The organism is Candidatus Nitrospira nitrificans, assembly GCF_001458775.1.
Lineage (GTDB): Bacteria > Nitrospirota > Nitrospiria > Nitrospirales > Nitrospiraceae > Nitrospira_D > Nitrospira_D nitrificans.
In genome coordinates, this window is sequence record NZ_CZPZ01000032.1 from 62302 (window position 1) to 85796 (window position 23495).

25 protein-coding genes and 1 tRNA gene are annotated in these 23495 nt (G+C 57.0%); 17 read left to right on the plus strand and 9 right to left on the minus strand.

Annotation, left to right across the window (positions count from 1 at the left end; all coding sequences use genetic code 11):
• The first annotated feature begins 381 nt into the window (after window positions 1-381).
• The 7 genes from COMA2_RS20560 to COMA2_RS15650 all read left to right on the plus strand — a co-directional run bounded on the left by COMA2_RS20560 (window position 382) and on the right by COMA2_RS15650 (window position 6927).
• On the plus strand, window positions 382-1356 hold the full coding sequence (locus tag COMA2_RS20560) for an SEL1-like repeat protein (protein WP_281176458.1): 975 nt from the start codon (window positions 382-384) through the stop codon (window positions 1354-1356).
• A gap of 84 nt (window positions 1357-1440) precedes the next feature.
• Window positions 1441-1983 carry a hypothetical protein gene (locus tag COMA2_RS15625; protein WP_090900367.1) on the plus strand — a complete coding sequence of 181 codons (543 nt, stop codon included), beginning with the start codon at window positions 1441-1443 and terminating at the stop codon, window positions 1981-1983.
• Window positions 1984-2089: 106 nt separating this feature from the next.
• Window positions 2090-2365 carry an SIMPL domain-containing protein gene (locus COMA2_RS15630; RefSeq protein ID WP_090900370.1) on the plus strand — a complete coding sequence of 92 codons (276 nt, stop codon included), beginning with the start codon at window positions 2090-2092 and terminating at the stop codon, window positions 2363-2365.
• A gap of 268 nt (window positions 2366-2633) precedes the next feature.
• Window positions 2634-3596 carry a hypothetical protein gene (locus COMA2_RS15635; protein ID WP_090900373.1) on the plus strand — a complete coding sequence of 321 codons (963 nt, stop codon included), beginning with the start codon at window positions 2634-2636 and terminating at the stop codon, window positions 3594-3596.
• A 242-nt stretch (window positions 3597-3838) separates the two neighbouring features.
• Entirely contained in the window at window positions 3839-5413 is a 1575-nt protein-coding gene (locus COMA2_RS15640) for a DUF2235 domain-containing protein (RefSeq protein ID WP_090900376.1), read from the plus strand.
• Window positions 5414-5500: 87 nt separating this feature from the next.
• On the plus strand, window positions 5501-5923 hold the full coding sequence (locus tag COMA2_RS15645; RefSeq protein WP_090900379.1) for a DUF3574 domain-containing protein: 423 nt from the start codon (window positions 5501-5503) through the stop codon (window positions 5921-5923).
• Window positions 5924-6090: 167 nt separating this feature from the next.
• Window positions 6091-6927 (plus strand): hypothetical protein, encoded by an 837-nt coding sequence (locus tag COMA2_RS15650; RefSeq protein WP_090900382.1) that lies wholly within the window; start codon window positions 6091-6093, stop codon window positions 6925-6927.
• Between the two features lie 286 nt (window positions 6928-7213).
• Here the strand turns inward: COMA2_RS15650 and COMA2_RS15655 are convergent, their stop codons facing one another.
• On the minus strand, window positions 7214-7624 hold the full coding sequence (locus COMA2_RS15655; RefSeq protein WP_175304658.1) for an HIT family protein: 411 nt from the start codon (window positions 7622-7624) through the stop codon (window positions 7214-7216).
• A gap of 14 nt (window positions 7625-7638) precedes the next feature.
• The gene (locus COMA2_RS15660) at window positions 7639-8280 is read right to left on the minus strand and encodes a hypothetical protein (protein ID WP_090900388.1); all 642 of its coding nucleotides are present in this window, start codon (window positions 8278-8280) and stop codon (window positions 7639-7641) included.
• A gap of 393 nt (window positions 8281-8673) precedes the next feature.
• On the opposite strand from COMA2_RS15660, the gene COMA2_RS15665 reads away from it, so the two are divergent.
• The 10 genes from COMA2_RS15665 (at window position 8674) to COMA2_RS15710 (ending at window position 18517) form a co-directional block, all read left to right on the plus strand.
• Window positions 8674-9489, plus strand: coding sequence for an HD-GYP domain-containing protein (locus COMA2_RS15665; RefSeq protein ID WP_090900391.1), 816 nt, complete (start codon window positions 8674-8676; stop codon window positions 9487-9489).
• Window positions 9486-9911: a secondary thiamine-phosphate synthase enzyme YjbQ gene (locus COMA2_RS15670; RefSeq protein WP_245631058.1), complete on the plus strand. Its 426-nt coding sequence runs from the start codon at window positions 9486-9488 to the stop codon at window positions 9909-9911. Before COMA2_RS15665 ends, COMA2_RS15670 begins: the two co-directional genes overlap by 4 nt.
• The gene (locus tag COMA2_RS15675; RefSeq protein WP_245631059.1) at window positions 9904-11022 is read left to right on the plus strand and encodes a S1C family serine protease; all 1119 of its coding nucleotides are present in this window, start codon (window positions 9904-9906) and stop codon (window positions 11020-11022) included. The genes COMA2_RS15670 and COMA2_RS15675 overlap by 8 nt, the downstream gene beginning before the upstream one ends.
• Window positions 11023-11087: 65 nt before the next feature.
• Window positions 11088-12824, plus strand: coding sequence for an AAA family ATPase (locus COMA2_RS15680; protein WP_090900396.1), 1737 nt, complete (start codon window positions 11088-11090; stop codon window positions 12822-12824).
• 115 nt (window positions 12825-12939) lie between these two features.
• Complete coding sequence (locus tag COMA2_RS15685; protein WP_090900399.1) at window positions 12940-14466, plus strand: proteasome accessory factor PafA2 family protein; 1527 nt, start codon at window positions 12940-12942, stop codon at window positions 14464-14466.
• Complete coding sequence (locus tag COMA2_RS15690; protein WP_090900402.1) at window positions 14463-14657, plus strand: ubiquitin-like protein UBact; 195 nt, start codon at window positions 14463-14465, stop codon at window positions 14655-14657. The genes COMA2_RS15685 and COMA2_RS15690 overlap by 4 nt, the downstream gene beginning before the upstream one ends.
• An 82-nt stretch (window positions 14658-14739) precedes the next feature.
• Window positions 14740-15513, plus strand: coding sequence for a proteasome subunit alpha (locus tag COMA2_RS15695; protein WP_090900405.1), 774 nt, complete (start codon window positions 14740-14742; stop codon window positions 15511-15513).
• Window positions 15506-16315 (plus strand): hypothetical protein, encoded by an 810-nt coding sequence (locus COMA2_RS15700; RefSeq protein WP_090900408.1) that lies wholly within the window; start codon window positions 15506-15508, stop codon window positions 16313-16315. The genes COMA2_RS15695 and COMA2_RS15700 overlap by 8 nt, the downstream gene beginning before the upstream one ends.
• Window positions 16316-16319: 4 nt before the next feature.
• A complete protein-coding gene (locus COMA2_RS15705) occupies window positions 16320-17807 on the plus strand; it encodes a proteasome accessory factor PafA2 family protein (RefSeq protein ID WP_090900411.1) in 1488 nt (495 codons plus the stop codon).
• A gap of 251 nt (window positions 17808-18058) precedes the next feature.
• Window positions 18059-18517, plus strand: coding sequence for a hypothetical protein (locus COMA2_RS15710; RefSeq protein WP_090900414.1), 459 nt, complete (start codon window positions 18059-18061; stop codon window positions 18515-18517).
• Between the two features lie 38 nt (window positions 18518-18555).
• Here the strand turns inward: COMA2_RS15710 and COMA2_RS15715 are convergent, their stop codons facing one another.
• The 7 genes from COMA2_RS15715 to COMA2_RS15745 all read right to left on the minus strand — a co-directional run bounded on the left by COMA2_RS15715 (window position 18556) and on the right by COMA2_RS15745 (window position 23493).
• Window positions 18556-19485, minus strand: coding sequence for a YheT family hydrolase (locus COMA2_RS15715; RefSeq protein WP_175304659.1), 930 nt, complete (start codon window positions 19483-19485; stop codon window positions 18556-18558).
• Window positions 19486-19808: 323 nt separating this feature from the next.
• Window positions 19809-19884, minus strand: a tRNA-Asn gene (locus COMA2_RS15720).
• Between the two features lie 63 nt (window positions 19885-19947).
• A complete protein-coding gene (locus COMA2_RS15725; RefSeq protein ID WP_090900420.1) occupies window positions 19948-20217 on the minus strand; it encodes a hypothetical protein in 270 nt (89 codons plus the stop codon).
• 75 nt (window positions 20218-20292) lie between these two features.
• Entirely contained in the window at window positions 20293-20571 is a 279-nt protein-coding gene (locus COMA2_RS15730; protein ID WP_090900423.1) for a pyruvate ferredoxin oxidoreductase, read from the minus strand.
• A gap of 21 nt (window positions 20572-20592) precedes the next feature.
• The gene (locus tag COMA2_RS15735; RefSeq protein WP_090900426.1) at window positions 20593-21300 is read right to left on the minus strand and encodes a 2-oxoacid:acceptor oxidoreductase family protein; all 708 of its coding nucleotides are present in this window, start codon (window positions 21298-21300) and stop codon (window positions 20593-20595) included.
• A gap of 18 nt (window positions 21301-21318) precedes the next feature.
• Window positions 21319-22227 (minus strand): thiamine pyrophosphate-dependent enzyme, encoded by a 909-nt coding sequence (locus COMA2_RS15740; protein WP_090900428.1) that lies wholly within the window; start codon window positions 22225-22227, stop codon window positions 21319-21321.
• A 54-nt stretch (window positions 22228-22281) separates the two neighbouring features.
• The gene (locus COMA2_RS15745) at window positions 22282-23493 is read right to left on the minus strand and encodes a transketolase C-terminal domain-containing protein (RefSeq protein ID WP_090900432.1); all 1212 of its coding nucleotides are present in this window, start codon (window positions 23491-23493) and stop codon (window positions 22282-22284) included.
• Window positions 23494-23495 lie beyond the last annotated feature (2 nt).

Below are 23495 nucleotides of genomic sequence, written 5' to 3' on the forward strand. Positions count from 1 at the left end.
GGGCGGTTCGTTCAGTTCACGGACGTCTCGATGAACTGCTGCGCGCGGGGGACAAGATGAACAGCAAAATGCCGTGCCGCTGACAGTGAGGAATCGAGAATTGTTCGTAATCTTGATGATCTTCAATACGAATAGTAATGAGGACATCATCGGGTTTCTCATGAAATGTGAGCACTTGTTCGTGAACGTGTCCATAACGGTGAAACTGTCCCGCAAACCCCTCATGTGCAGAGAGGCTCGATCTCCCCGTCTTGAATCTCATCGCCTGTCTCGCTAGACTGCGCCCCGCTCAAGTTTTCTCGCATTTTCGGAGGTTACCCCATGACGGTTCGCCCCCTCCTTCACGTAATCATTGCTGTCGCGGCGCTAGTCTCAGCGGGGATGAGACCTTCGGAGGCAGCCGATCAGCCGCAGCACCTGAAGACCATATGTGAGAAAGGCACTGTGACAGCATGCAACTCCCTCGGATTGTTGTCTATGAAAGGCGAGGGGGTGAAGCAAGACGATGCTCGCGCTGCAGCGCTTTTCAAGAAAGCCTGTGATGGCGGGGATTTGAGTGGCTGCGCCAACCTCGGCGTGATGTATGCCGAAGGAATCGGGGTCCCACAGGATGAGGCTCAAGCCCTCGCCCTTTCGAGGATCGCGTGTGATGGTGGAAACATGAAGGGCTGCTACAACCTCGGGGTGATGTATGCCGACGGAACCGGGGGCCAGCAGGACGACGTTCAGGCCGCCGACTTCTATAGGCAAGCCTGTGACGGAGGGAATGCGAAGGGCTGCTACAATCTTGGCGTGATGTATGCCGAGGGAATCGGGGTCTCTCAGGATGAGGTGCAAGCCGCGGCCTTCTCTCGGAAAGCCTGTGACGGGGGGAGCATGAAGGGCTGTTACAACCTTGGCGTGATGTATGCCGAGGGAGTCGGGATCCCACAGGACGACGTGCAAGCCGCCGGCTTCTACCGGAAGGCCTGCGACGGAGGGAATGCGAGGAGCTGCTACAACCTTGGCGTGATGCATGCCGAGGGGAGCGGGGTCCAAACGGATAGTTTTCAAGCCGCCGATCTCTATCGGAAGGCCTGCGACGGGGGAAGCCTGAGAGGCTGCTCCAATCTCGGCGTGATGTATGCCCAGGGGACCGGGATCAAGCAGGACGACATGCGAGCGGCCACCCTCTATCGGAAGGCCTGTGACGCCGGAGAAGCGAAGGGCTGTATCCATCTCGGCATGGTCTATCAAGTCGGGCGAGGCGTCAAACAGGATGATGCCGAAGCCCTCAAGTATTACGGGAAAGCATGCGATCTCCGAGAGCCCAAAGGCTGTGCGCATTACGCCAAGCTGAAGACGGGGAGACGGTGAGCTCGTATGGTCGATAGGCGCGGTTCGCATGATCGCGCACGGGATCCAGCTATGAGCCGGTTTGTGTCGAACGTAAGGTTGCCGATGCGACGACTGCTCCTTGGCCTCTTACCCTTGGTTTTAGCCGGATGTCCCACGACGACGGCCATGATGGTCGGAGCGCCGGCCCTCCTCTCCAAATCTGAGTTCGATGAGCGGCGGACGGAAACCAAACGGCAGATCGAAACGGGACTGATCTCGAAAGAGGCCGGGGAAACCAATTGTCGTCAGATGCTGAATGCCGTCGACCGGAATCATGCAGCGCCACCGCCGGTAGATCCTGCTGCCTGTGAATTCGGATCGTTTTCCGATCGGCTCTATGAACTCACCAGATCCGTGGAGAGCGGCGCATTGACCGCGGATCTCTGGGTAACCAAGTGTAAGCAACTGGCCGGGCAACCCTCGGGCAGGGATGTTTGCCGATACGACCCGTTCGCCGAGCGGATCATTCAATGGCGACGGTTGGTCCACGAAGGCAAGGCATCGAAGGAAGGAGCCGAGATGGACTGCCGCAACCACGTGCGGCAGGTTCGCCGACATCCCGTTCCTGGACCAGAGATCAAGGAGGATGACTGTAAATTCGAGTAGGATGCTGAACCTGTTCTCCACCTTCGCTCTCGCATGGCTCGCAGGCTCACCGTACGAGACAACGTGCGCGTTCTCGTGATTGTGATCGTATTTGGGAGGAGACATCATGATATTCAGACGCCCAGAACTCGAAAAAGATAATCCCATCGCTCCCCAACCATATGTTGGCCCTCGAAGACGGCTGGCGATGGCTCGCGCTGCGGCATCCGGGGAATTGCGCGAAGTGGACGATATCGGGGAGATGTTGCAAGCCTTAACCAAGGCAGCGTCTCGCTTTGTGAACAGCCTTCCGAAAGCGAGGAAGCCCGATGCAAGGCTGAAGGCCTTGCGGGATGCGATCGTGCAAGCCGAGCAACTTCTCGCTGCCAAGAGGGCTCTTTGACTGCAAGGGGCACGATCGGGCAGACAGGCTTGAGAATTGTTCTGCGACGCGAGTCGATGTCGATAATAAACCCGTATCTTTTTCGATACTGCCGTTGACTGTTCCGATACAGTGCGCCCTCGCCATCCTCTCGTGTCCATGGTCCAGCTACCGTGCAGATAGCTGGAAAATAAGGTAAAGACATGTTTTAGCAATCGCGGTACAGGCATTGCCTGAGTCAGGAGGTACCAGCTGTGGCTGATCCTCAACTGACAGGCGGGATGTGGTCATGTCCGATGCATTTTTCACCATGAATGGCAATGTGCGGGCGATCGGATCAATCCGTCGTGGAGCAAACGGCCAACCGCAATCACTTGAAGGTTCGATCCCGGACGGAGATACAGCCGGGATTCATATCGAGGGGAGTGGTTCGGTTCGCTTTCTCGGCGTGGATACGCCAGAAAAGAATTTCTCGCTCGCCGGCGCCTCCGCGCAGCGCCGCCTCGACTCGTCGGAATGGGAGGACTATCTGACCGATCCATTCCTCCCGCGGTTCGGACCGTTTAATATCGATACCGATCTTGCGGCCCATCTTCGCGCGCGTGTTGGAGCCGGTGCCGGTATCAACCATCGCGTCCATGGTGACAATGCCGAACGAGCGCTGATCGGGCTGATTCAAGCCGATATGGCCGCACTGGGGCAGACCCCCGGTACATTCGGATACTTTCTGTCCTTCTCCTTCGAGGTCTTCGATTCCTTTGGGCGTTTCTTGGCATTTATCAATCGGAATCAGCCGAACCGCAACAGTCCCGGGCCACGTCCCCCGACCTACAACGAACGGATGCTCGAACAGGGGGCAGCCATGCCGTTCTTCGTATGGCCGAATATCGATCCGTTCCGCGAATCCCCGTCGATTCTCGATGCGGTCCTCGTGCCTGGCACCGCGAACCGGGTCGCCGAGTCCACTCCAGGGTTGCGCCGCGCGCGAGTGTTGGCTCGACAAGCTCGTGCGAGCGGAATCGGCATCTTCAATCCATCCAACCCTCTTCGCTTCGAGGCATTCGAGGTGCGCTATCTCGGGCGACGGGAAGCCCCCGATCGCGCGGTCATCGATTTGAGTCGGAATGACAATGTCATGCTACAGCCGCAGCATTATTTTCGTATTCCTCATGCAGAGGACAGGCTGTTCATTCCACCGAGCTTCGTGCCATTGTTTGTGTCGCGTGGGTGGCGTCTTGAAGGTTGGTCGTGACCGTCCGGGCCTGTGCCGTAGTCTGCCCAGCGCAACCGAGCGATGGCTCGGCAGGCTGAATCAGGAAGGTCGGAGTTCGATGGCTCGCGGAGACTTGAGAGGACCAGAGCAGAAGCTCTTTCACTATCGTGATCGGCATGAAGTTTGCTGATCATCCGATCAGGATGTCCGTCTAGTTCCGAACGTGGCTACCGTTTCTTGGATGGCGTGAATCCATCCAGCCAAGAGGAAGAGGAGGTGGCATGCCAGGGAAAAACATCGTCTTGTGTTCGGATGGAACCGGCAATATCGCCATCAAGGCACGAGGAACCAACGTCTTCAAATTGTACGAGGCCGTCGACATTCAAGGTCATAAGTACGATCAGACCTTAACGCCCCAGGTCGCGTTTTATGACGATGGCGTGGGAACTTCGAGCCTGGCGCCCCTCAAGCTGATCGGAGGGGCGTTCGGTTACGGCTTTCGCAAAAACGTCAAGGATCTCTACACGGAGTTGATCCATGTCTATGAGCCTGGCGATCACATTTTCCTCTTCGGATTCAGCCGGGGCGCCTATACGGTCAGGGCCCTCTCCGGGCTTATCCAGTATTGCGGCATTTTGGACCTCAAGAAGGTGGACCATGAGGTGCTCACGAATAGTGTGGATGAATGTTGGACCGCCTTTCGTCGAGAGGCGTTCCAGCGGGTGACCGAGACGGAACGGCGTAACAATCAACCGTTGTCCGACATCGCCAAGCAAGACCGCGCGCGGCGCGAATCGTGCGGCGCGATCATCCACGATGAATCTGTTCCCGACGGGGCGGTGACCATAGATTTTGTCGGGGTGTGGGATACGGTCGGAGCGGTCGGGATGCCGTTTGAGGAACTGCGCGCTCTCTTCAACTGGATCTACCCCATGCGGTTTTCAGAATTGACGCCCAGCAGCCGCATCAAGCGAGCCTGTCATGCCTTATCGATCGACGACGACCGCCGAACCTTTTACCCGGAGTTGTGGAACGAGAAGGGGATTCCGGCGACTCAGGTGGATCAGGTGTGGTTCGCGGGCGTGCATTCAAATGTGGGCGGCGGTTATGTGAAGCACGGCATGTCTCTCGTGGCCTTGGACTGGATGATGGCTGAAGCGGAGCGGTGCGGGCTGCGCTTTATTCGGGCGGATCGCGAGTACGTGCGCACGCATCAGGATGTTCATGACGAGCTCTATGACGCCCGCGCTGGATTAGGGGTGTATTATCGTTGGGAACCGCGCGACATTGCCACACTCAGTCACGCCCACAATATCGCCTGTCCGAAGATCCATGTCAGCGTATTCGAGCGCATCGCCAACGGCACCGGAAGGTATGCGCCTATCAACCTTCCGCATCGCTGTGAGGTGGTCCGGACGAACGATGAGCGGTCATGGCCGCCGGAACAGACTCTGGGGGCGATTGAACGGCAGATGCCGCGCATGGCGCATTCAGTCGCTGGTTCGCTGAAAAACGAATCGGTGCTGGAGGGCATGGCCGGAACCGTCAAAAGCGGAAAGCTGTCGTACTACACCTTCGTCGCGGCCTCGATCCCGGCCGTTGGGGGGTGGTATGCGTTTCCCCAGGTTGCCGACGCGATGGCTCAATGGTGCCCGTATCCCTCTCTCGTCATCGGCGTTCTCTATGCCTGCGTCGGCCTGTTGGTGTGGGGATGGTCCAAGCAAGTCGATGGAAGGATGGAATCGGCCGCGCAGAACCATTGGCAACGCCGCCGCGAAGCGCTACGAACAATCTTCACCGACAGCCGAATTCAACGAGGGGTTACGCCCGCAGATGAGGTGGCAAGAGTGGGTTGATGCGTGACAGAGTCAGCATATCTATATCTGCCACAGATGACACTGTATCATTCATACGGTTGAGAGAGCGGCGAGTGTAGAGCAGTAATGAACATTCCAAACCGGTGTCGAACCTCGGTGAAGGCGCTATTTCTCCTTGTGTCTCTCGTGGGTTGTGGGGCGATGACTGCGAGTCAGTGCGGCGACGATGGCCGGACCGCGTTGCAGGAGGTACTGTATTTCGGGACAGATACGCCATCCGGTCGCGTGACGCCGGAAGAGTGGACGCAATTCCTCAGTGAAACGGTCACTCCGCGCTTCCCCGAAGGGCTCTCCAGTTGGCAGGCGTCCGGCCAATGGCGCTCGGCTTCCGGTGAAGTGATTCGCGAGCCCTCGTATGTCTTGAGCCTTGTTCATCCGGATAACCCGCTACGGAACAAGGCTGTTCAGGAAATTATCACAACCTACAAAACACGGTTCCGGCAGGAAGCGGTGCTCCGCGTCACGTCTTCTTCCTGCATGTCTCTCTAATTCCGCAACCAACCCACGCGCTCGCCGCCTGAGTTTTCGGTGCCGCGCCTCAATCAGCCAAACTTCTCAGTCGGTTTTGCAATATTCTTTGCCGGCAAGTCCGTGACTGCTAGAGTTCCCCTGTGAACGGCTTGTCTGTTCGTCATTCGAGTCTACGAGCAATATCTATGCGATGCCGATATCTGAAACCTGCCGTTGTTTTAGTCTTCGCGCATCTGCAACGGCTCATGCTTCTGCTTGTGCTTCCGCTGTCATGCTTGGCGATCGACGGCGCTCAAGCTGAGACGGTTGTTCGCGTCGTCGAAACTTGGCCGCCCGGCAATTACGTCACCTTGGGAAGGAACGAGTATTTTTATCTTCGGCTGGCATATGAGACTGACAAGCCTATCCATATCTGGGCTCGTCCATATATCAATGGAAAGCAGGTCAATGCCGGCACTAATACTTCGCCTAGTTATTCGGGAACCGGCGAGACCTTTGCGTGGTTTTTCTTTGATTCCAAAGGGGGCGCGGTGGATGAAGTCCGGATTATGGCAGGGGACGGCAGCACCTCAAATACATCCGTTGTTGCCGTGTGGCGCGGCGATATCGTGAGAGACAGTGAGGCGGGTGAGAGGCAGCCTCAGCCGGCTTGGATAGCGGAGATGAGCGCCCGTGCCAAGGCGGCGCAAGACGAGACCTATCGAGCGCGAATGAAGGAGCCCGTCAGTGCCTCTGATATAGCTCTCGTTACGGGATTCGTCTTGGTCGCGTTCGCGACCGGACTCTTAGGGTTCGTCTTGCCAGGTTGGGCGGTATGGCGCTGGCACGGAGCCTGGAGAATGGCGGCAGCCGGTCCGGCGGCAATGATGGCGTTTGTCATTCTGCGAATCGTGGTCGATGGGTTTCGCGATCCTACCTCACACAATCTGTTGCCTTTCGAAATCCTCTTAGCAGGATCCGCCAGTACTGTAATGATGATCGTGTTGTATCTTGCGCACAAGTTCTTCGTCGGGAGGCACTGAGTTTGGCTACGTGAGCCTCCTCACTTTCAGCTAAGTCCCGACTCGCTTGGTCTGCCCTTCGAACCGAACCAGTCGGTCCTGTTGGAAGTGTCGTTGTGGCAGTGTTTCGACGGATAAGAAATGGCGTCCCGTACATTTCATTTCCAGCCAGATTCGGTCAATGCGCGAAGGCGCTAACGGTTGCGGCAAGGTGGAGGGTAACAGTATCGATCCGGGACGCATCGGAAGAGAGTCACGATAACCAAATTATGACGTCTGTAGGGATTCGGGACGACGACGAAGGGATTCACCGGGCCAGGCGAAGCGGGCGTGCCAGACGGTCGATGGCTTCATGAAGCGCTGCTCCCGTCAGAAGAAGAGGGTTATGCGGCACCCGCCATACCGGTTCCAGTGGAGCCGGATCATCCGCCAGACGGGGAATGATATGCCAATGGATATGGGGAAGTTGGTTCCCAAGGAGTTCGTAATTCATCTTCTTCGCTCGGTGGACTTTGGCCGAGATGTCCGCCACTCGGTTGACCGCTTCGATCAGCTCGCAGCGTTCGGTGGGCGCAAGCTGGAATAATTCAGTCGCATGACGTTGAAATACGACGACGGCCCAGCCGGGAAAGAATTGGTCATCGTGGAGATAGACCTTCGACGATCCGAGGTCTGCGATGAAATGGTCCTGTCTCGGCCAGATTCCTTGGCAGGCCATGCAGGGGGTGTCCGTCATGGCTGATTGGCTTTGCGCCACTCTTCTTCAGTCAACACGCCTTTTTTGATCAGCAGCTGAATCAGCTTGTCGACCGCAGGACGATTGCCGGCTGTCGACGGTCCGAGAGCCGGAGCTGCGGAAGTTATCGGGGACTCAGCTCGCTTCGCCTCCGGAGGAGGCCGCTTCTGTCCGAGAACTTTGAACGAAGGGGTGAAGACCGCCACGTAATCTCGATTCCTGATTCGGACCACGGCGGGCAGACTATCGGTTTGCGGGACGAGGTCGGGGGACGTCCCGGCCGGAATGCGGAAGTATGGCCTCCCGTCGTCGGTCTGGCCGTCTTGGTCGAGCACGTCGAATCGTTTCAGAAAAGATTCTCCCGTCAGCCCCTCGCGATCTTCGCCGGCCAAGTTGGTAATCTTGTCCAGCACGATGACCAGGGAGTCGCCGGTGAGCGGGTCCGGTGAAAGGTTCCTGACACTCACGTCGTAACGATATTCGCTGGCGAAGTTGTCGCGACCCTTCAATGTCACGATGGTTTGTACCCGTCCGGTCAGATCGGTCAACTGATCCAGAACTCCGGCGAAGCCGCACACCGGTTCGGTGGCGATGGCTGAAGCCGCGGCAAGGCAACAGGGTCGTAACCAGTTCATCATTGCAATGTCCTCGCGCCTTGGGTCCGTAGGCGAGCATAGCAAAGTCCGTGGGCAAAGTCCGTAGGCAACGTCCATAAAATTGAAGCAAGCCGATTCCCTGGCCCGCATGGTTCATGACAGTTCGTCGCGAAATCGCCAAGCCGCGTCATGAGATGGGCGCGAAGCCCGAGAGGCGAGCCCGCCGGCCGAGTCTCGTCGGAACAGCGGATCGGCGATGGCGGTAGAAGCGCTCATGAATCATGCGGGCTACGAGTCGCCTTGACACGCTGTTTCGGCCGACGATATTCTCGCTCAGGCTGCTCGGTCGTTTCGCGTATGCTGTGAACTATGGCTCTATCCGGATCTCGTCGGCGACAACCTCTGGAAGTCTCCCGTCCTCTCGCGACGGCCCTCATGAAACTCTACGATTATCCGCACCCCCGCCGACCGGGACGCACAATCCGCGGCTATGATCGGCCACATGCCGTGCGAACGGCGAAGATGTGCGTCACCGTTGCCGATCGCCTAGGCCATCCGGGCGATCGGGTCCGGCTCTATCACGTTGCCTGCCTTCTGCATGACTTGGGCCGCGCCGGCCTCGATCGGCAACTCTTTGGAACGATTTGGTCGTGGGCCAAGCAACGGGGTATTCCGACGAGGCCTCGTGAATGGCGCGCCATTCACCCGAGGACGGCGTATGGCCGGGAGACCGAAGCCTTCGTGTCGTTGTATCGCCGGGATCTGATCGCCTCCGGCGTGGCCATGGACCCATGGGCGGTCGAGCAGATCGAAATGCGGCTGGGCTATGCTCGGCGACTTGCCAGACGATTGCGGGCGGTGAAGCCGAAGTTGAAGAGGTTGGGCATCGAGTGGAAGCCTTGGATGCGGCAAGTGATGCTGTATTACTATTATCCGGAACGGCTGGCGAAGGCCAAAGCGTGGGTTCGACAGTTGGCGGAGATCCTTGTCGCCTGCGAACAGTTTGAGGCCTACAGCAATCAGCGCCGGGGACGCGATTATTATGCCCGGAACAAAGAGAGCCTGCCGGAGGCCTTTGCTTATCTCGACAAGCTCGGCCAAGAAGGCATTCTGAGCAGTCAAGTCTTGAGCGCGGTACGGGCGTTGACCGCAGAAGGGGTGTTCGATCCGATTCTGGAAGAAGCACGAGGCGAGCCGCTGACCCGGAGCGACCGCCGGTACCTTCGCAGCCTTGCAGATCGGAGACGATGATGGCTGTTCACACCGTTTCGCTGACGATCCGCATGGAAGGAGACACGCGGGTCGACAACATCACAAAACCCGTTGCCGATGCCCTGGCCGGTTCCAATCTCACAGCTGGAATTGTGACGGTATTCGTCAAACATACCACCGCCTCCGTCATGATCATTGAGGACGAACCGGGGATTCGCGCGGACACGAAAATGTTTTGGGATCGTCTCGTTCCTCCTGACCCCCGGTGGCAGCACAACAGGGTCAATCCCGGGGAAGACAACGGCCACAGTCACCTTCGAGGGCAGCTCCAAGGACCGTCCGTCACCATTCCGTTCGCGGCCGGCGCGCTTCTGCTCGGAACCTGGCAGCAAATCGTGGTCGTGGATTTCGATACCCGTGCCAGAAACCGTGAACTCGTCGTGCAGGTTCTGGGTGAATAGCCTGGTCAGGTCCGTGACGCTGCTCCTGGTCATGGCAACACTGTGCTCACCGATCGGTGCCGCCGAGTGGGGCAAGCCGCTCGGTGGTGTCTATGACGGTCCTGAAGGGAAACCACGCCCCCTGACGCCCCCGCCACCGGAGCTGAGCGCCGATGAACGATCGACGATCGCGGTGTTTGAGCGGGCGACCAAGTCCGTGGTGTTTATTGCCAATACGGCGATCCAACAGGATATCTGGTCTCTGGATGTCATGGAAGTCCCGCAGGGGTCGGGATCCGGTTTTATATGGAGCAAGCAGGGCCATATCGTCACCAACTTTCATGTGATCTATGGGGCCAGCTCAATCAAGGTCACATTGGCCGATCGGAGCGAATACGAGGCGAGACTGGTCGGCGCCGATCCTGATCACGATCTGGCCGTGTTGCAAATTCAGGTGCCTGACGGCCATGTGGAGCCGCTGGCGATTGGTTCCTCGCATGATTTGCGGGTGGGTCAAAAGGTGTTGGCCATCGGGAATCCGTTCGGGCTCGATCATACGTTGACGGCCGGAGTCGTGAGCGCGTTGGGACGGACCATCAAATCCATGTCGAATCGGACGATTGAAGGGGTGATCCAGACCGATGCGGCGATCAATCCCGGCAATTCAGGCGGCCCGCTTCTGGATGGAGCCGGCCGATTGATCGGCGTGAATACGCAAATCGTGAGTCCGAGCGGGGCCTACGCGGGGATTGGGTTCGCTGTTCCCGTCGATACGGTGAACCGCATCGTTCCGGAGCTCATCAAGCACGGCAAGCTCATCCGTCCCGGATTGGGCGTCTCGCTCGTGCCGGACGCGATGGCGAAGCGATGGGGGATCAAGGGGGTCATCATCGGCAAGGTGGCGCGCGGCGGCGCCGCCGATCGCGCGGGGCTCAAGGGGGCGCGTGAAACCATGATGGGGCAGGTCCAGCTCGGCGACGTCATTGTCGCAGCCGCTGGAAAGCCGGTAGCCACCATCGATGACCTGATGGATGTGATGGAAGCACACAAAGTCGGTGAGCAGGTGAGCGTGGAAATTCTGCGCGGGAATCGGCGTGAAAAGGTTTCGGTGGTCCTTCAGGCCGTCAATTAGCGCCACGGTAATTCAAGGCATGCGTATGATAGGATCATCCGTGCCGTCTTTATGGAGGATCTTCCATGGGTGATCGCAGAGCTCCTGAACAGGATGAATCCAACAATCGGAGCGAGGAGCCGTCACTGAAGACAGGAGCCGATCCGCTCGAGTTGATCGAGCAATGTCTGGCCTTGTTTCCCGAAGGGGATGCTCGACAGAAACTGCTGTATAAGCTCCGCCATGCGGTGACGCTCTCTCAAGCCGCCCATCATCAACGTGAAGTGGAATTCAAGAAAGTCGGCGAGGTCGTTGCCAAACTGACGGCGCCGGCCAATCGAATCGGCATCTTGCTGGATGTTCCAGGTGAGGGGCTCGCCCGCATCCTCGTCGGTGGGGCCGAGTACTATGCCAATGTGGACCCCCGCGTCTCTATTGCGGATCTGAAGGTCGGAACCCAGATTCTGGTCAACGAAGCCTACACAGTGATCAAGACGCTCGGGTACGATCGGAATGGCCCTATCTTGAAACTGACCGAGGCCATGCCTGACGGACGATTGCGGTTTGAGCAGGAGATGGGCCGGCAATCGTTGATCCTACAGAGGTCGACCGACCTCGTCGGCGTGGAGCTCAAGACCGGTGATGAAATCCGTATCGATCCTAGCCACCGTGTGGCGATCGAAAAACTGAGTGATCGCAAAGCAAGCCGACATGTCCTTGACGAGACCCCGAACATTACGTGGGAGCAGATCGGCGGACAGAACGAAGCGATCGCTGCCATTCGAAAGGCGATCGAGTATCCACTGCTTCATGCCGAGACATTCGAGCGGTTCAAGTTTTCGCAACCCAAGGGTTTTCTTCTCTACGGGCCGCCCGGCTGCGGGAAGACCCTTATCGGGCAAGCGGCGGCCGGTAGTTTGGCCAAGCTGGTCGGCGAATCCAAGCAACAGCAAGCGCCCGATCAGGAGAGACGTCCGCCGGTGACGAGCGGAGCATTCCTGCATGTGAAAGGGCCTGAAATCCTCAACATGTGGCTGGGAGAATCCGAGCGAATGGTTCGCGATCTCTTCGAGCAAGCACGGGCGAGACGCAGGGATGGAGCCTTGCCGTTTATCTTCATCGATGAAGCGGAGTCGATCTTGGGAACGCGACGCGCCATGCGTTCCTTCAATATCTCGAACACGCTCGTGCCGATGTTCTGCAGCGAAATGGACGGGATCGAGTCGCTGCGCGACGTCGTCATCATCCTGGCTTCCAACCGCCCTGACTTGATCGATCCAGCGGTGCTGCGCCCAGGCCGCATTGATCGGAAAATCAAAGTCAGCCGGCCGAACAAGGACGCGGCGGCTGAGATTATGAGGGTTTACTTAACGTCGGATCTGCCGCTGGATCCGGCGTTGATCGAGGAACGAGGCGGCGCGCACGTGCGGGCGGTGGCGTCACTCGTTGAAGACATCATCGAGTCCATCTTCCGTCGAACGGAGGATAATCGGCTTCTGTCGATCCGGCTCCGGAGCGGGCAAAACAAGGTGTTGTACCGCGGCGATCTGGTGAGCGGAGCCATCTTGGCTTCGATCGTTCAACGCGCCAAGGAGAAGGCGATCGACCGCACGATTCAGTCGGGGCAGCCGTCCGGTTTGCAGGCCAAAGACCTCTTGGATTCCGTCTCGGAGGAATTTCGAGAGGGTGAAATGTTGCCGCCGGACGATGCGGCGGAGGAGTGGCTGAAGCTGCTGGATCATCACCCGGAACAGGTTGTTGGGGTTTCGTCGTTTCGGCGGGGGCGTCGGACCGAAGAACGCCTCGTGAATCAGATTATTTAATGTGAAATGTGAAAAGTAAAAGGTGAGAAGTGAAAAGTGAGAAGCTGGAGTGTTGACAGAATAATGCGATGATCGTTTTACGTTTCGCCGTTCACGTTTAACGAAATAACGAATCATGCGTCTCTTTGGAATCGAAACAGAATACGGGATTACGCGCGATGACGTGCCGGAGATGGATCCGGTCGTCGAGTCGATGGAATTGGTGCGCGCCCATCTGGCCGCTTCTTTCGAGCGGCGTTGGGATTATGCGGGTGAGGATCCACATGAGGATGCTCGCGGCTTTCGTGCCTCGGGCTTGCAGCAAGATCGAGAGGAAGATGAGTTCGCCCAACGCGATGCCCATCGTCCCTTTTCTTTCCATGACATGAAGAGCGACCTCGTGTTGCCGAACGGCGCGCGATTCTACAACGATCATACGCATCCGGAATATTCGACGCCTGAGTGCCGAACACTTCGAGACCTGCTGGCCCAGGATCGCGCGGGAGAGCGTATCGTGCTCCGCGCCGCCCAACGACGTAATCGGGCGCTCGGCGGCCCGCATCTCCGGCTGTACAAAAACAACACGGATTTCCACGGCCACAGTTATGGCTGTCACGACAACTATCTCGTCTCGCGGGCCGTTCCCTTTGCGGCCCTCGTTGCCGGCTTGATGCCGTTCTTGGTGAGCCGACAGGTCATCGCCGGCGCGGGGAAGGTCGGGACTGAGGCACAGGAGTCCGGACATGTTCCAGGCCGGTATCAGCTCTCGCAACGCGCCGACTTTATGGAAGCCGAGTTGGGCGTCGATACGATGCATAACCGACCGATTCTCAACACCAGAGATGAGCCCCATGCGGATCGTGAGAAGTATCGGCGGCTCCATCTCATCATCGGCGATGCCAACATGTGCGAGTATGCGACGGCGCTCAAAGTCGGGACGACGCGACTCGTGCTGGATCTCATTGAGCGAGAGGCTGCGCCTGATCTTGAGCTGGAACAGCCGGTGGGCGCCGTGAAACAGTTGTCGCGCGATCCGGACTTGAAAGCGGTGGTTCGCCTCAAGAACGGACGGAGGCTTTCCGCCGTGGAGCTGCAAGAGCAGTACTGTGAGGCGGCCTGTCGCGAGTTGGCCGGATCAGACGAAGAGTCGGACTGGCTCTTGATGGAATGGAGCGAGACCTTGCATCTGTTGGCGCATGACCGGTTCCAATTGGTCGGCAAGCTGGATTGGATCACGAAACAGTGGTTGCTCGAGACGTTTCTCCGAGAAGAGCGGATCGGCTGGGATGATCCCTGGTTGGCCAGCTTGGACTTGGAGTATCACAATATCAATCCCGAACAAGGGCTCTACTTGGGATTGGAAGCCGAGGGAAACGCTTGGCGGATGACGACCGACGAGACGATTAACGAGGCGATTCGGAACGGCCCAAGCGATACCCGTGGCGGGCTGCGCGGACTCTGCGTACAGCGGTTCTCCGATCAGATTCACTCGATGCAATGGGAACGGATTCAGTTCGTCGGAAGGTTGCGCGCACAGAGTCTGGACATGGGGGATCTCTTTGATCCACAGGAAGTTCGACGATGCATGGATGTCTTCCGGTGTGCCCATTCACCGGCTGATGCGCTGGCGGCGTGGAACCATAGAAAGGATAGGCAGGCATGACACAGGGTATGATGCCCGAACGACGTGAGGGGCCGGTTGATCCCATGCCGAAGTCGCCGAGTCCACCGGAGGAAGGCGGCGGGCCGCGACGGCCGGATACGGGATCGCCCGAGAAGGATAGCCTCATGAAGCGGATGCGCAAGGTCGATCCCAAACAGGCAGAGCGGTATCGGCAGAGAACCGGCGAGTAGGCGTTAATCGTTAAACATGAATCGTGAAGCGTTGTAAGCGGCGAACTCCGTTTCCTGTGTTTCCCGAATCACGGAGAGAAGCATGGACATGCAGAGCGATTTCTATCAGTTGTTGAAGGAACACGGGCATGTGTTTGGCCTGTCGAGCCAGGCTGCGGGAGGGCAGGAGCTGACGACGGCTACGACGATCCTTGCATTCAAGTATCGGGATGGTGTGTTGGTCGCCGGGGATCGGCGCGCGACAGCCGGCAATATGGTGATGTACGACCGAACCGACAAGGTGTTGGAGATCGATCGACATAGCGTCATGGCGATCGCCGGAGTGCCGGCGACTGCGTATGAAATGGCGCGCATCCTTGAACATTCGTTCAAGTATTATCGGCGGACGCAGCTTCAGGAACTGAGCTTCGAAGGAAAACTCAGGGCTCTCTCGAAACTGCTGAAAGACAACGTTCCGGCGGCGCTGGCTGGCACGGGCGCCGTGGTGCCGATTTTTGCCGGGTACGATTTCGAGCAGGAAACGGCAAAGATCTATTTTTACGACATTCTCGGTGCGGAGTTCGAAGGAGTGGATTACGCGGTATCCGGGTCCGGTTCACCGACCATTCGCGGGATCCTCCATTACGTGAACACATGGGGCGAACAGCCGCTGAGTGCGATGCCGGAAGAGCAGGCGGCCGTTCAGGCGTTGCGACTGTTGACGAGCGCCGCGGAATTCGACAGCGCGACCGGGGGAGTCAACCGCGAGGCCGGTCTCTATCCGGTGATCAAATTCATCACCGTTTCCGGTGTGCGCACCATGCCGGACGTGCAACTGAAGCCGCTGTTCGAGGCAAAGGTCAGTCGTCATGTATGAAGAACCATATAAATGGGTTGAAGCGGTCGGCAATCGTCGGACCTATCTCGACGAGCAGTTTAGGGAGGGGGCCCCTGTCGTCGGAGTCACCTGTGCGCACGGCATTGTGCTCATGACGATGAGCAAGGGCACGGCCAAGCTCTATGAGATTTACGATCGTCTCGCCCTGGGGGGCATGGGGCACCCGGCTGATCTTGAGAGGCTGCGCTTCAATCTGTTGGAGATGGCTCACGTCGAAGGGTTCAATCGTTCAGCTTCCGATGTGACGGGAGGGCGGCTGATGAAGTACGGAATGGCGCCGACAATCAAGCAGGCGTTCGAAGAGGTGTTCAAGGCCCCCTTCATCGTTAAAATCTTGCTGGCAGAGCTAGGCCGGAAAGTCGGAAAAGACGGTTTCCTGACGATCAACTATGATGGGACTTTTGAGGAAAAGAGCCGGTATGCGGTGCTGGCCGCGACGTCGGCGGTCGAGCAGAAGATGGCCGAATATCTCCGAGAACAGTCGATCGGCTCTCTTGAGGACGCTGTGGGTGCGGCGATTCGTGCTTGGGCGCTCGGTGACCGAGCGCAACGGCAAGCAACGGACGAGGGAGAGAGCCATGACGAGGCGAGGGCCGGCTCTGATCAGGATGCGGCGGACGCTGAGACGCTCTATGCCTATCTGCGGCGGTGCATTGCCGAAAAGACGATCGAATGTGCCTTGCTTGATCGCCATGTGCAAGGACCCTCCAAGTATCGAGCCCTTGGGATCGATGATCTGAAAGCCGTGCTCCCCAAAGAGCTAAGCCCATCACTCTCGTAAAAGTATGTTGAATCGCATCTTCGGTTTAGAGACTGAATACGGACTCTTGATCCACGAGGATCGACCGGACCATTCCCCGACATGGTTTGCGCATAGGATTCGGGACCATCTCTTCCAGGTCCAACGGCGGGGTGTGCCGGACTTGCACCATCGAGGGCATGATGAGCCTCCGGGCAATGGGGGATTTCTCACCAACGCCGGACGAATTTATTTGGACATGGGGCATTTGGAGTATGCCTCGCCGGAATGTCATTCCCTCATGGATGTGGTGGCCTCGGACCGCGCCGGGGATCTCTTATTGCAGCGAACGATCGAAGCGCTTGGGTTCTGTAACCAGGTGTCGTTGATCAAGAACAACATCGACCATGAGACGGATGCGACCTTCGGCTCGCATGAGAATTACCTGGTGTCTCGACGGTTCCCTTTTTCGAGACGCGGGATGGTTCCGCTTGTGACGTTTCTTGTGACCAGGCAGATTTTTACCGGCTCCGGGCGTGTCGGTTCCGCAGCCCCGCAGGATGCCTGGATTCAGGTGGATCGATTGCTTGTTCCACGTTCGGCTTTCAGTGCGCAGCCTGTATCGGAGTTGCCCTTTCAAATTTCTCAACGCGCCGACTATATCGTGAACGACTTCTTCGAATGGGTGCAGCACAACCGCGCGATTGTGAATACCAGAGATGAACCCTTAGCCGATCCCAATCAATACCGGCGGATTCATCTGCTGCTGGGCGATTCCAATATGACCGAATATGCGACGGCATTGAAGCTCGGTACGACCGGGCTGGTGCTGCAGCTGATCGAGGAGGGACATGCGCCTCAAGAATTGGAGATCGATGAACCGGTGGAGGCGCTCCAGGAGATTTCGCAGGATCAAGAGCGGCGCTGGTTGGTTCGGTTGCAGTCTCACAAGATGATGTCGGCTGTGGACATTCAAGAACGATTTCTTGACTGTGCCGTCCGGCATTACGGGGGGCAGGATGAAGAAACCGATTGGGTTCTTGCCCAATGGGCATCGGTGCTCCATGATCTGCGCGGCGATTATCAGAAGCTCGTCGGGCGTGTCGATTGGGCATCCAAATTGTGGTTGTTGGACTGCTTTCGAGACGCGGAACATGTCGAGTGGACCGATCCTGTGCTGAAGAGTTTGGACTTGGAGTATCACAATCTGAATCCGGCGAAGGGCTTGTATCATGGATTATTAGAAGAGGGGCGTGTTCCTCGTGTGACGACGGACGGCCTCATTGATCTCGCGATGGAAACCGGACCTAAGAACACGCGTGCGTACGGCCGCAGTGAACTGGTCAAACATCTCCTGAGTGAGCGGCCCGCTTCAGTGACGGATGAGCTTCCAGCCTCTGATGGATTGTTTCCTGCCTATGTCATTAATTGGTCGATTTTCCAGGTGAGGGGTCGTGCCCCGTTTCCCATGCCGGATCCATTCAAGACCTATGTGGAAGATGTGCGGACACATCTCGACAGCGTGATCGTTTAACGGGATGCTGAAAAGTCTGCCGCCGGCGTTCTCAGCAGCCTTTTTGAGCATCCTGAAGTGATTCAGGCGTCAGCACTGTACGGAACATTCCAGCCATACCCTTGGGCCTCAACCGAGTCGTCCCGCAGCCTGCTAGGCTGCGGGGTTCACGAATGACGGTTTGTTTCTCAGTCAGAATCCTCTCGTGCTAAGCTTTGGCACATGCGGCGAGCGGTGAGCGCCGACGGCGATGCTTCGTGAGAGGGGGAGTTATGGGAGCCAGGCGATGGGTGATGGAATATGGCGTCGCCCTGGTTCTGGCATTTCTCTTTTCCATGATTCTTGGACAAGTGTCGTTGTTTCGCGAAACCTCGGTAGGAAAACTCCGAGCGTCAGACCTGGTCCAACTCGTGGGCTACAGTGCTTCTGTCGTAATCGGGTGGCTGGGCGCCAGAGAGTTGGCGAGAAATCCGCCGCTGGAATGGAAGTGGCTGGTACCCTTTCAAGGCCTGGTTGTGCCTCTCGCGACGCTATTGGCGATCACTATTGCCTACGGCGTGCTGCTCTTTGCTCTCGATCCGTTTCTGGGAAAACTAGGCAAGGCGATTTACAACTGGGTCTTCATCCTGGCTATCGTGGCCGACAGTATCTGGCTCATCCTCAGCTGGGTATGGAAGTGCGCTCCTCTCGTTGCGGCCATGAAACCTCTCAAGCCTCGTAAAGCTGTGTAGCCGTCTTTGCTCAGGGAGCAAGTTCGGCGCACTGTCCGTCATAGCCGACCGAGCAAAAAGTCTACGATTCGGTTCTCCGCCCAGTAGGGGTCCTCTCCGATTCTGTCCCGGTGGAAAAACCCACAATGGCCTCCATAGCGAGGCGCGAGCAAACGGATGTGCGGGTGCCGCTGAATCGTCGGTACGGTAAACATCGAGTACGGAATAAATGGGTCGTCCTGTGCCGTAATGATGAGCGTAGGAGCCACGATGGCATCGAGCACATGGCGCGCGCCCGCCCGGTTGTAGTAATCGGCTCCGTCTCGGTAGCCCCCGTCGTGAGCGGTGTAGCGATCATCAAATGCGCTGATCGTGGCGATCCGATCGAGGTGGGAAAGGTCCCATTTCCCCGGCAATAGCGCCGCCTTTTTCCGCAGCCTCGACTTCAACCGTGTCAGAAAGTGGCGATGATAGATGAAATTGCGAGGCTCCTCCAATGCACGAGCGCAAATGGTCGGGTTGATATTCGGGCATACTGCTGCGATTCCCGCTAGAGCCGGCTGGGTCTTGCCGAGTTCGCCACCCGCTTTCAGGACGAGATTCCCGCCCATGGAATATCCGATCAGCCATATGCGATTGAGCCCATCCCGGTGAGCGAGTTCATTGAGGATCGTGCGGTAGTCTTCACTCAAGCCGCTATTATACAGAGTCGGAGTGAGATGCTCGGTTCCGCCACAGGTGCGCTGATTCATGCGAACGACGTTGAAGCCGGCTCGATAGGCCTTTACCGCAATGCCCCGCATATATTGGGACTCACTGGAGCCTTCAAGGCCATGAACGAGTACTGCTGTGGGGGAGGCCTTGCGATCGTTTTGCCAATGACAGAATCCCTGAAGCTGTGTGTGTGGCTCAACGGAAAACAAACGAGACTCTTGAGGTAATCCCACCAAGGCCGTATCTCGCGGCAGGTAGCGAGGGAGAACGGTCATGAGATGAGCGTTCCGGAGGGGGATCGGAGGATGAAACGACGAGGCGATATCTATCCTTGTGAAATAATTCATTCTATCAGCTATGCCTGGGCAAATACTTGAATGGGCTTCTGATAGGCTTGCGGCTCAAGTCTAAGGCCTCACATGCAGACATTCAATGCGAAACCGTATCATTTTTTTCCTGGAGAACTCATACAGACGGTGGCTCTGTAAGATCTTGGTTGAGTGATTGCAAACCGTCTCGGACTGGTCAAGCCCTGATGAAATTTTGACTTCTACAGATTAGGAAAGAAGGGGGAGGGGCAAGGGGGAGAAAAGTGCTGTGGCTCCCCGGGCAGGACTCGAACCTGCGACCAGCCGGTTAACAGCCGGCTGCTCTACCAACTGAGCTACCGGGGAACAGAAGGGTCAGTGAAAGATTGTCTTATTCTAGCAAAACTCTTGGAGGAATAGGGAGATTTTTTAGACGTCGAAATCTTCGGTTTCGTCTTCATCGGAAGATGCGTCTGTGTTGCCTTTTGCCATAGCGGCATAATGTTTGGCCCATGTCAGATAGAGGTTGCCGCTATCACGCATCGTGTCTGCCGCTTTGATCAGTTTGTCCACAAGCTCAGGGTCTTTGCCCGTCGCTTGAATGATCGCAGCCTGCCGCTCGATGGCTTTGGGGTATTGGATGATCAAGCCGGAAATCTCGCCGAGCAGCTCATCGATCATATTGTCTTCGTGTTCCATCAGTTACCTCGTGCCTAAAGAAAAACCCCATAGCGTGAACGCCATGGGGTTTTGAGAAGTTCAGCCCGTGACGAATTATCCCTGATACGCTTGTCCTAAAGCTGCAGACTCGCCCTTCTTGGTCATCAGTTGGCCGGTCGCGCTGACGGCCTGCATGGTGATGGCGAAATGTTTGGCTGCGTCACAGACGATGACGCAGAGCTCACAGCCCTTGCAGCGATCGATGGTAACTTCTGCAACCATCTTGGAGCTGTTCAAGTCTAAACAATTTGCTTCCGGGCAATACATGATGCAGAGCCGACAGCCCTTTTTAGCTGTGCATTTTTCGTCGATGACCTGCGCTACGTTATACATACGTGTTGGTTCCTTCTTCTCTTAGGCGGCGACGGCCGGATTTCCGACGCGCAACTCGATCTTATTCTTTTCAGCCCATTCGCTGGCGACTTCATACGCCGCCTTCACCGTTGCCAGGTTCTTCGCCAACAGCATTTCCTTTTTGGCGAACTTTTTCTTGATCGCTTCGTCCAAGGATGCGGTTCCTCCGGAGGCCACGAACTTCTTTCCGAATCGCTCTTGGAGCGCGCCATCGAGAGCATCCAGCGAGACGCATTTCGTAATGCCTGAGACAGAACCGATCATCGCCATATTCGTCGATAGCTCAGTGCCGGCCACTTCAATGGCCAACTCGGTGCCGGCGATATAAAATACGGCGACGTTCAAGTCCTTGAGGCGTTCCACATCCTCATCGGAGAGCAACGGCTGGGCCGAATTAATAATGACGACGCCGCCTTCCTTCACGCCGGAGTAGAACGGCATGGTGTAGCTTTTGCCCATCGTGATGACTTGGGGATGAAAAACTTGAATGACATCAGGAAATACCAACTCGCCGCGATCATAGATTCTCTCGATGCCGATGCGGCAATAGCTCTCTGCCGGTGCCATACGTTTCTCGGCGCCGAAGAACGGGTTGGAGATGGAGAACTTACCGTCCCGGTTGGCGGCCATGGCCAAGACATGTGCTGCGGTGACCGCGCCCTGTCCGCCCAAGCCCGACATCCGGATATTCAATCGTCTCTTAATCATGTCTGCCTCCGGTCTGACTTATGCTGATGCTTGTCCTGCCAGCTGTTTGGCGGCCGCTTTCCGTTCCTTATCCTTCGCTGCTAATTCCGCCAGCAGTTGCTTGGCCGGCTCGCTGACATATTCCTTGTAGGCGAACCGCTCGTTCGGCTTTTCCGAATCGCGCATTTCCTGGAGACCTTCCATGCTGTTCTTGCCGATTTCCAGGATACACGGCGTGTAGAGCTGGAGATAGGTCGGGCCGATTTCACGGGCAATATGCACGGCATTGCGGATGACCTTCTCGACCAGTGACGGTTTGCTGACCGTGCAGTTGACCACGTAATGGCAGCCGGATTCCCGAGCGATTTCAGGCAACCGCACCTTATCGAATAACTTGCCGACCGGTGCCATCTTGGCCACAAAGCCCTTTTGCATCAATCCGCTTTCCTGGCCGCCGGTATTGGCATACAGTTCGTTGTCAAAACAAATTGTCGTGAACTTCTCCTGGCGGAACCAGGCCTGCAGCGTCATATCTAAGCCGATGTCGACGGTTGCACCATCGCCGGCGAGGACGACGACATCCTTGACACGGCCGGGGAAGCGGACACTCAAGGCACGTTTAAGACCTGATGCGATGGCGTTCTGGTTGCCGAACAACGAGTGGATGTTATGCACGGCGACCATCGGAAATACCAAGCTGGTACAACCGGTTGAGCCGACCATAACCGTATCTTCCGGATTAGGGAGAGAGGCCAAGATGTATCGGAAGGCCATCGATTCTGGACAGCCGGCACAGAGTGAGTGTTGCTCAATCAGTTCCTTCGACGTTCCGATATCCTTCCAGCCCCGGTCTTCTTTGCCGTATGTGGCGCTCTTTACAAGGTCTTGATAATCCGATGGCATGATATCGTACAAGGCTTCGGATATTTGTATACGCTCTTTGCTCATATCGCCTCCTCAATGTCGCTCCGCAGAGCGACATAGGTTTGAATTCAGTGCAACTCAGCTTCCACGACCGGCCAGGGAGAAGGTTTTCATCCCCAGAGCCGTCTTGATTTCAGACACGATGATCTCGGGTGGCATCGTCATGCCTCCGCAGACATGAGGTCCTGCGTGCACCCGTTCATGATTGGGAATCGTCGCCTTGATCTCTTTTGCCAGCCAGCCGGTCACATTGAACTCCGGGACGAAGATGTGTTTAGCGTTCTTCGTCGCTTCGCGGATTTCCTCTTCCGGCCAGGGACGCAATGTTTTCACTTTGATGAGTCCGCAACGTACTCCCTCATCCTCCAGGAGTCGGATCGCTTCGCGGCCCTGCGAGACGGCAGTGCCGGATGCCACGATCATGATTTCCGCGTCGGTGTTTTCCGTGTCGATCAGGCCGTTCAGCCAGTGGATCGAATGTTTACGCGAGCGTTCGACCGCAGCCCATATTTCTTGCTGCCAAGACGCGTGGGTGGCATAGCTGATGTAGTTGCTCTTCATCACGAACGGATCGCGCATCATGCGGACCGGCGGACATTCCATGTCCATGCAGGGCACCGGTGAGCGATAGGGATCGTACGGCGGCAAGCACATGTCGGCCGGCGTGAGATTGACGACATCCTTCGTATGCGTCACGAAGAATCCGTCGCAGCAGAGCGCGAGCGGCAGATGCACGTCCGGTTCTTCCGATACCATATAGCCTTTTAAAATCCAATCAAAGAAGTCCTGCGCCGTTTCCGCATGCCATACCAACATGCCGGTATTCAGCAAATAGGCAATCTCAAGAGTGTCCGGCTGAATCGAAAGAGGCGAGTTAATCCCGCGGCAGGTGACGATCATTTGGATCGGCAACCTTGCGCCGGACCACATCGGGAAGTTTTCCATCGCGCGCATCGTGCCCGGTCCCGCAGTCGTGGTAAATACACGGGCTCCGCCAAACGCAGCACCGGCGCACTGCGACATCACGGCAAATTCGCTTTCACCGCGGAAGTAGTCTCCGATGTAGCCTTCAGCGAATAGCTCGCCGATCAATGCGGCGGCTTCACTCTGCGGTGTGATGGGATAAGCGATCATCACATCACAGCTGGCCCGACGAACCGCTTCCTTGATGACCTCGGAACCCGTATAGAACGACGGGGTTCGTGGAGCCTCGTTCATCATTTTCCATGTGTCTGTATAGGTCTGGCCTTTTTTGTTTTTTGTGCCGATCACTGAGTGTATATCTGCCATGG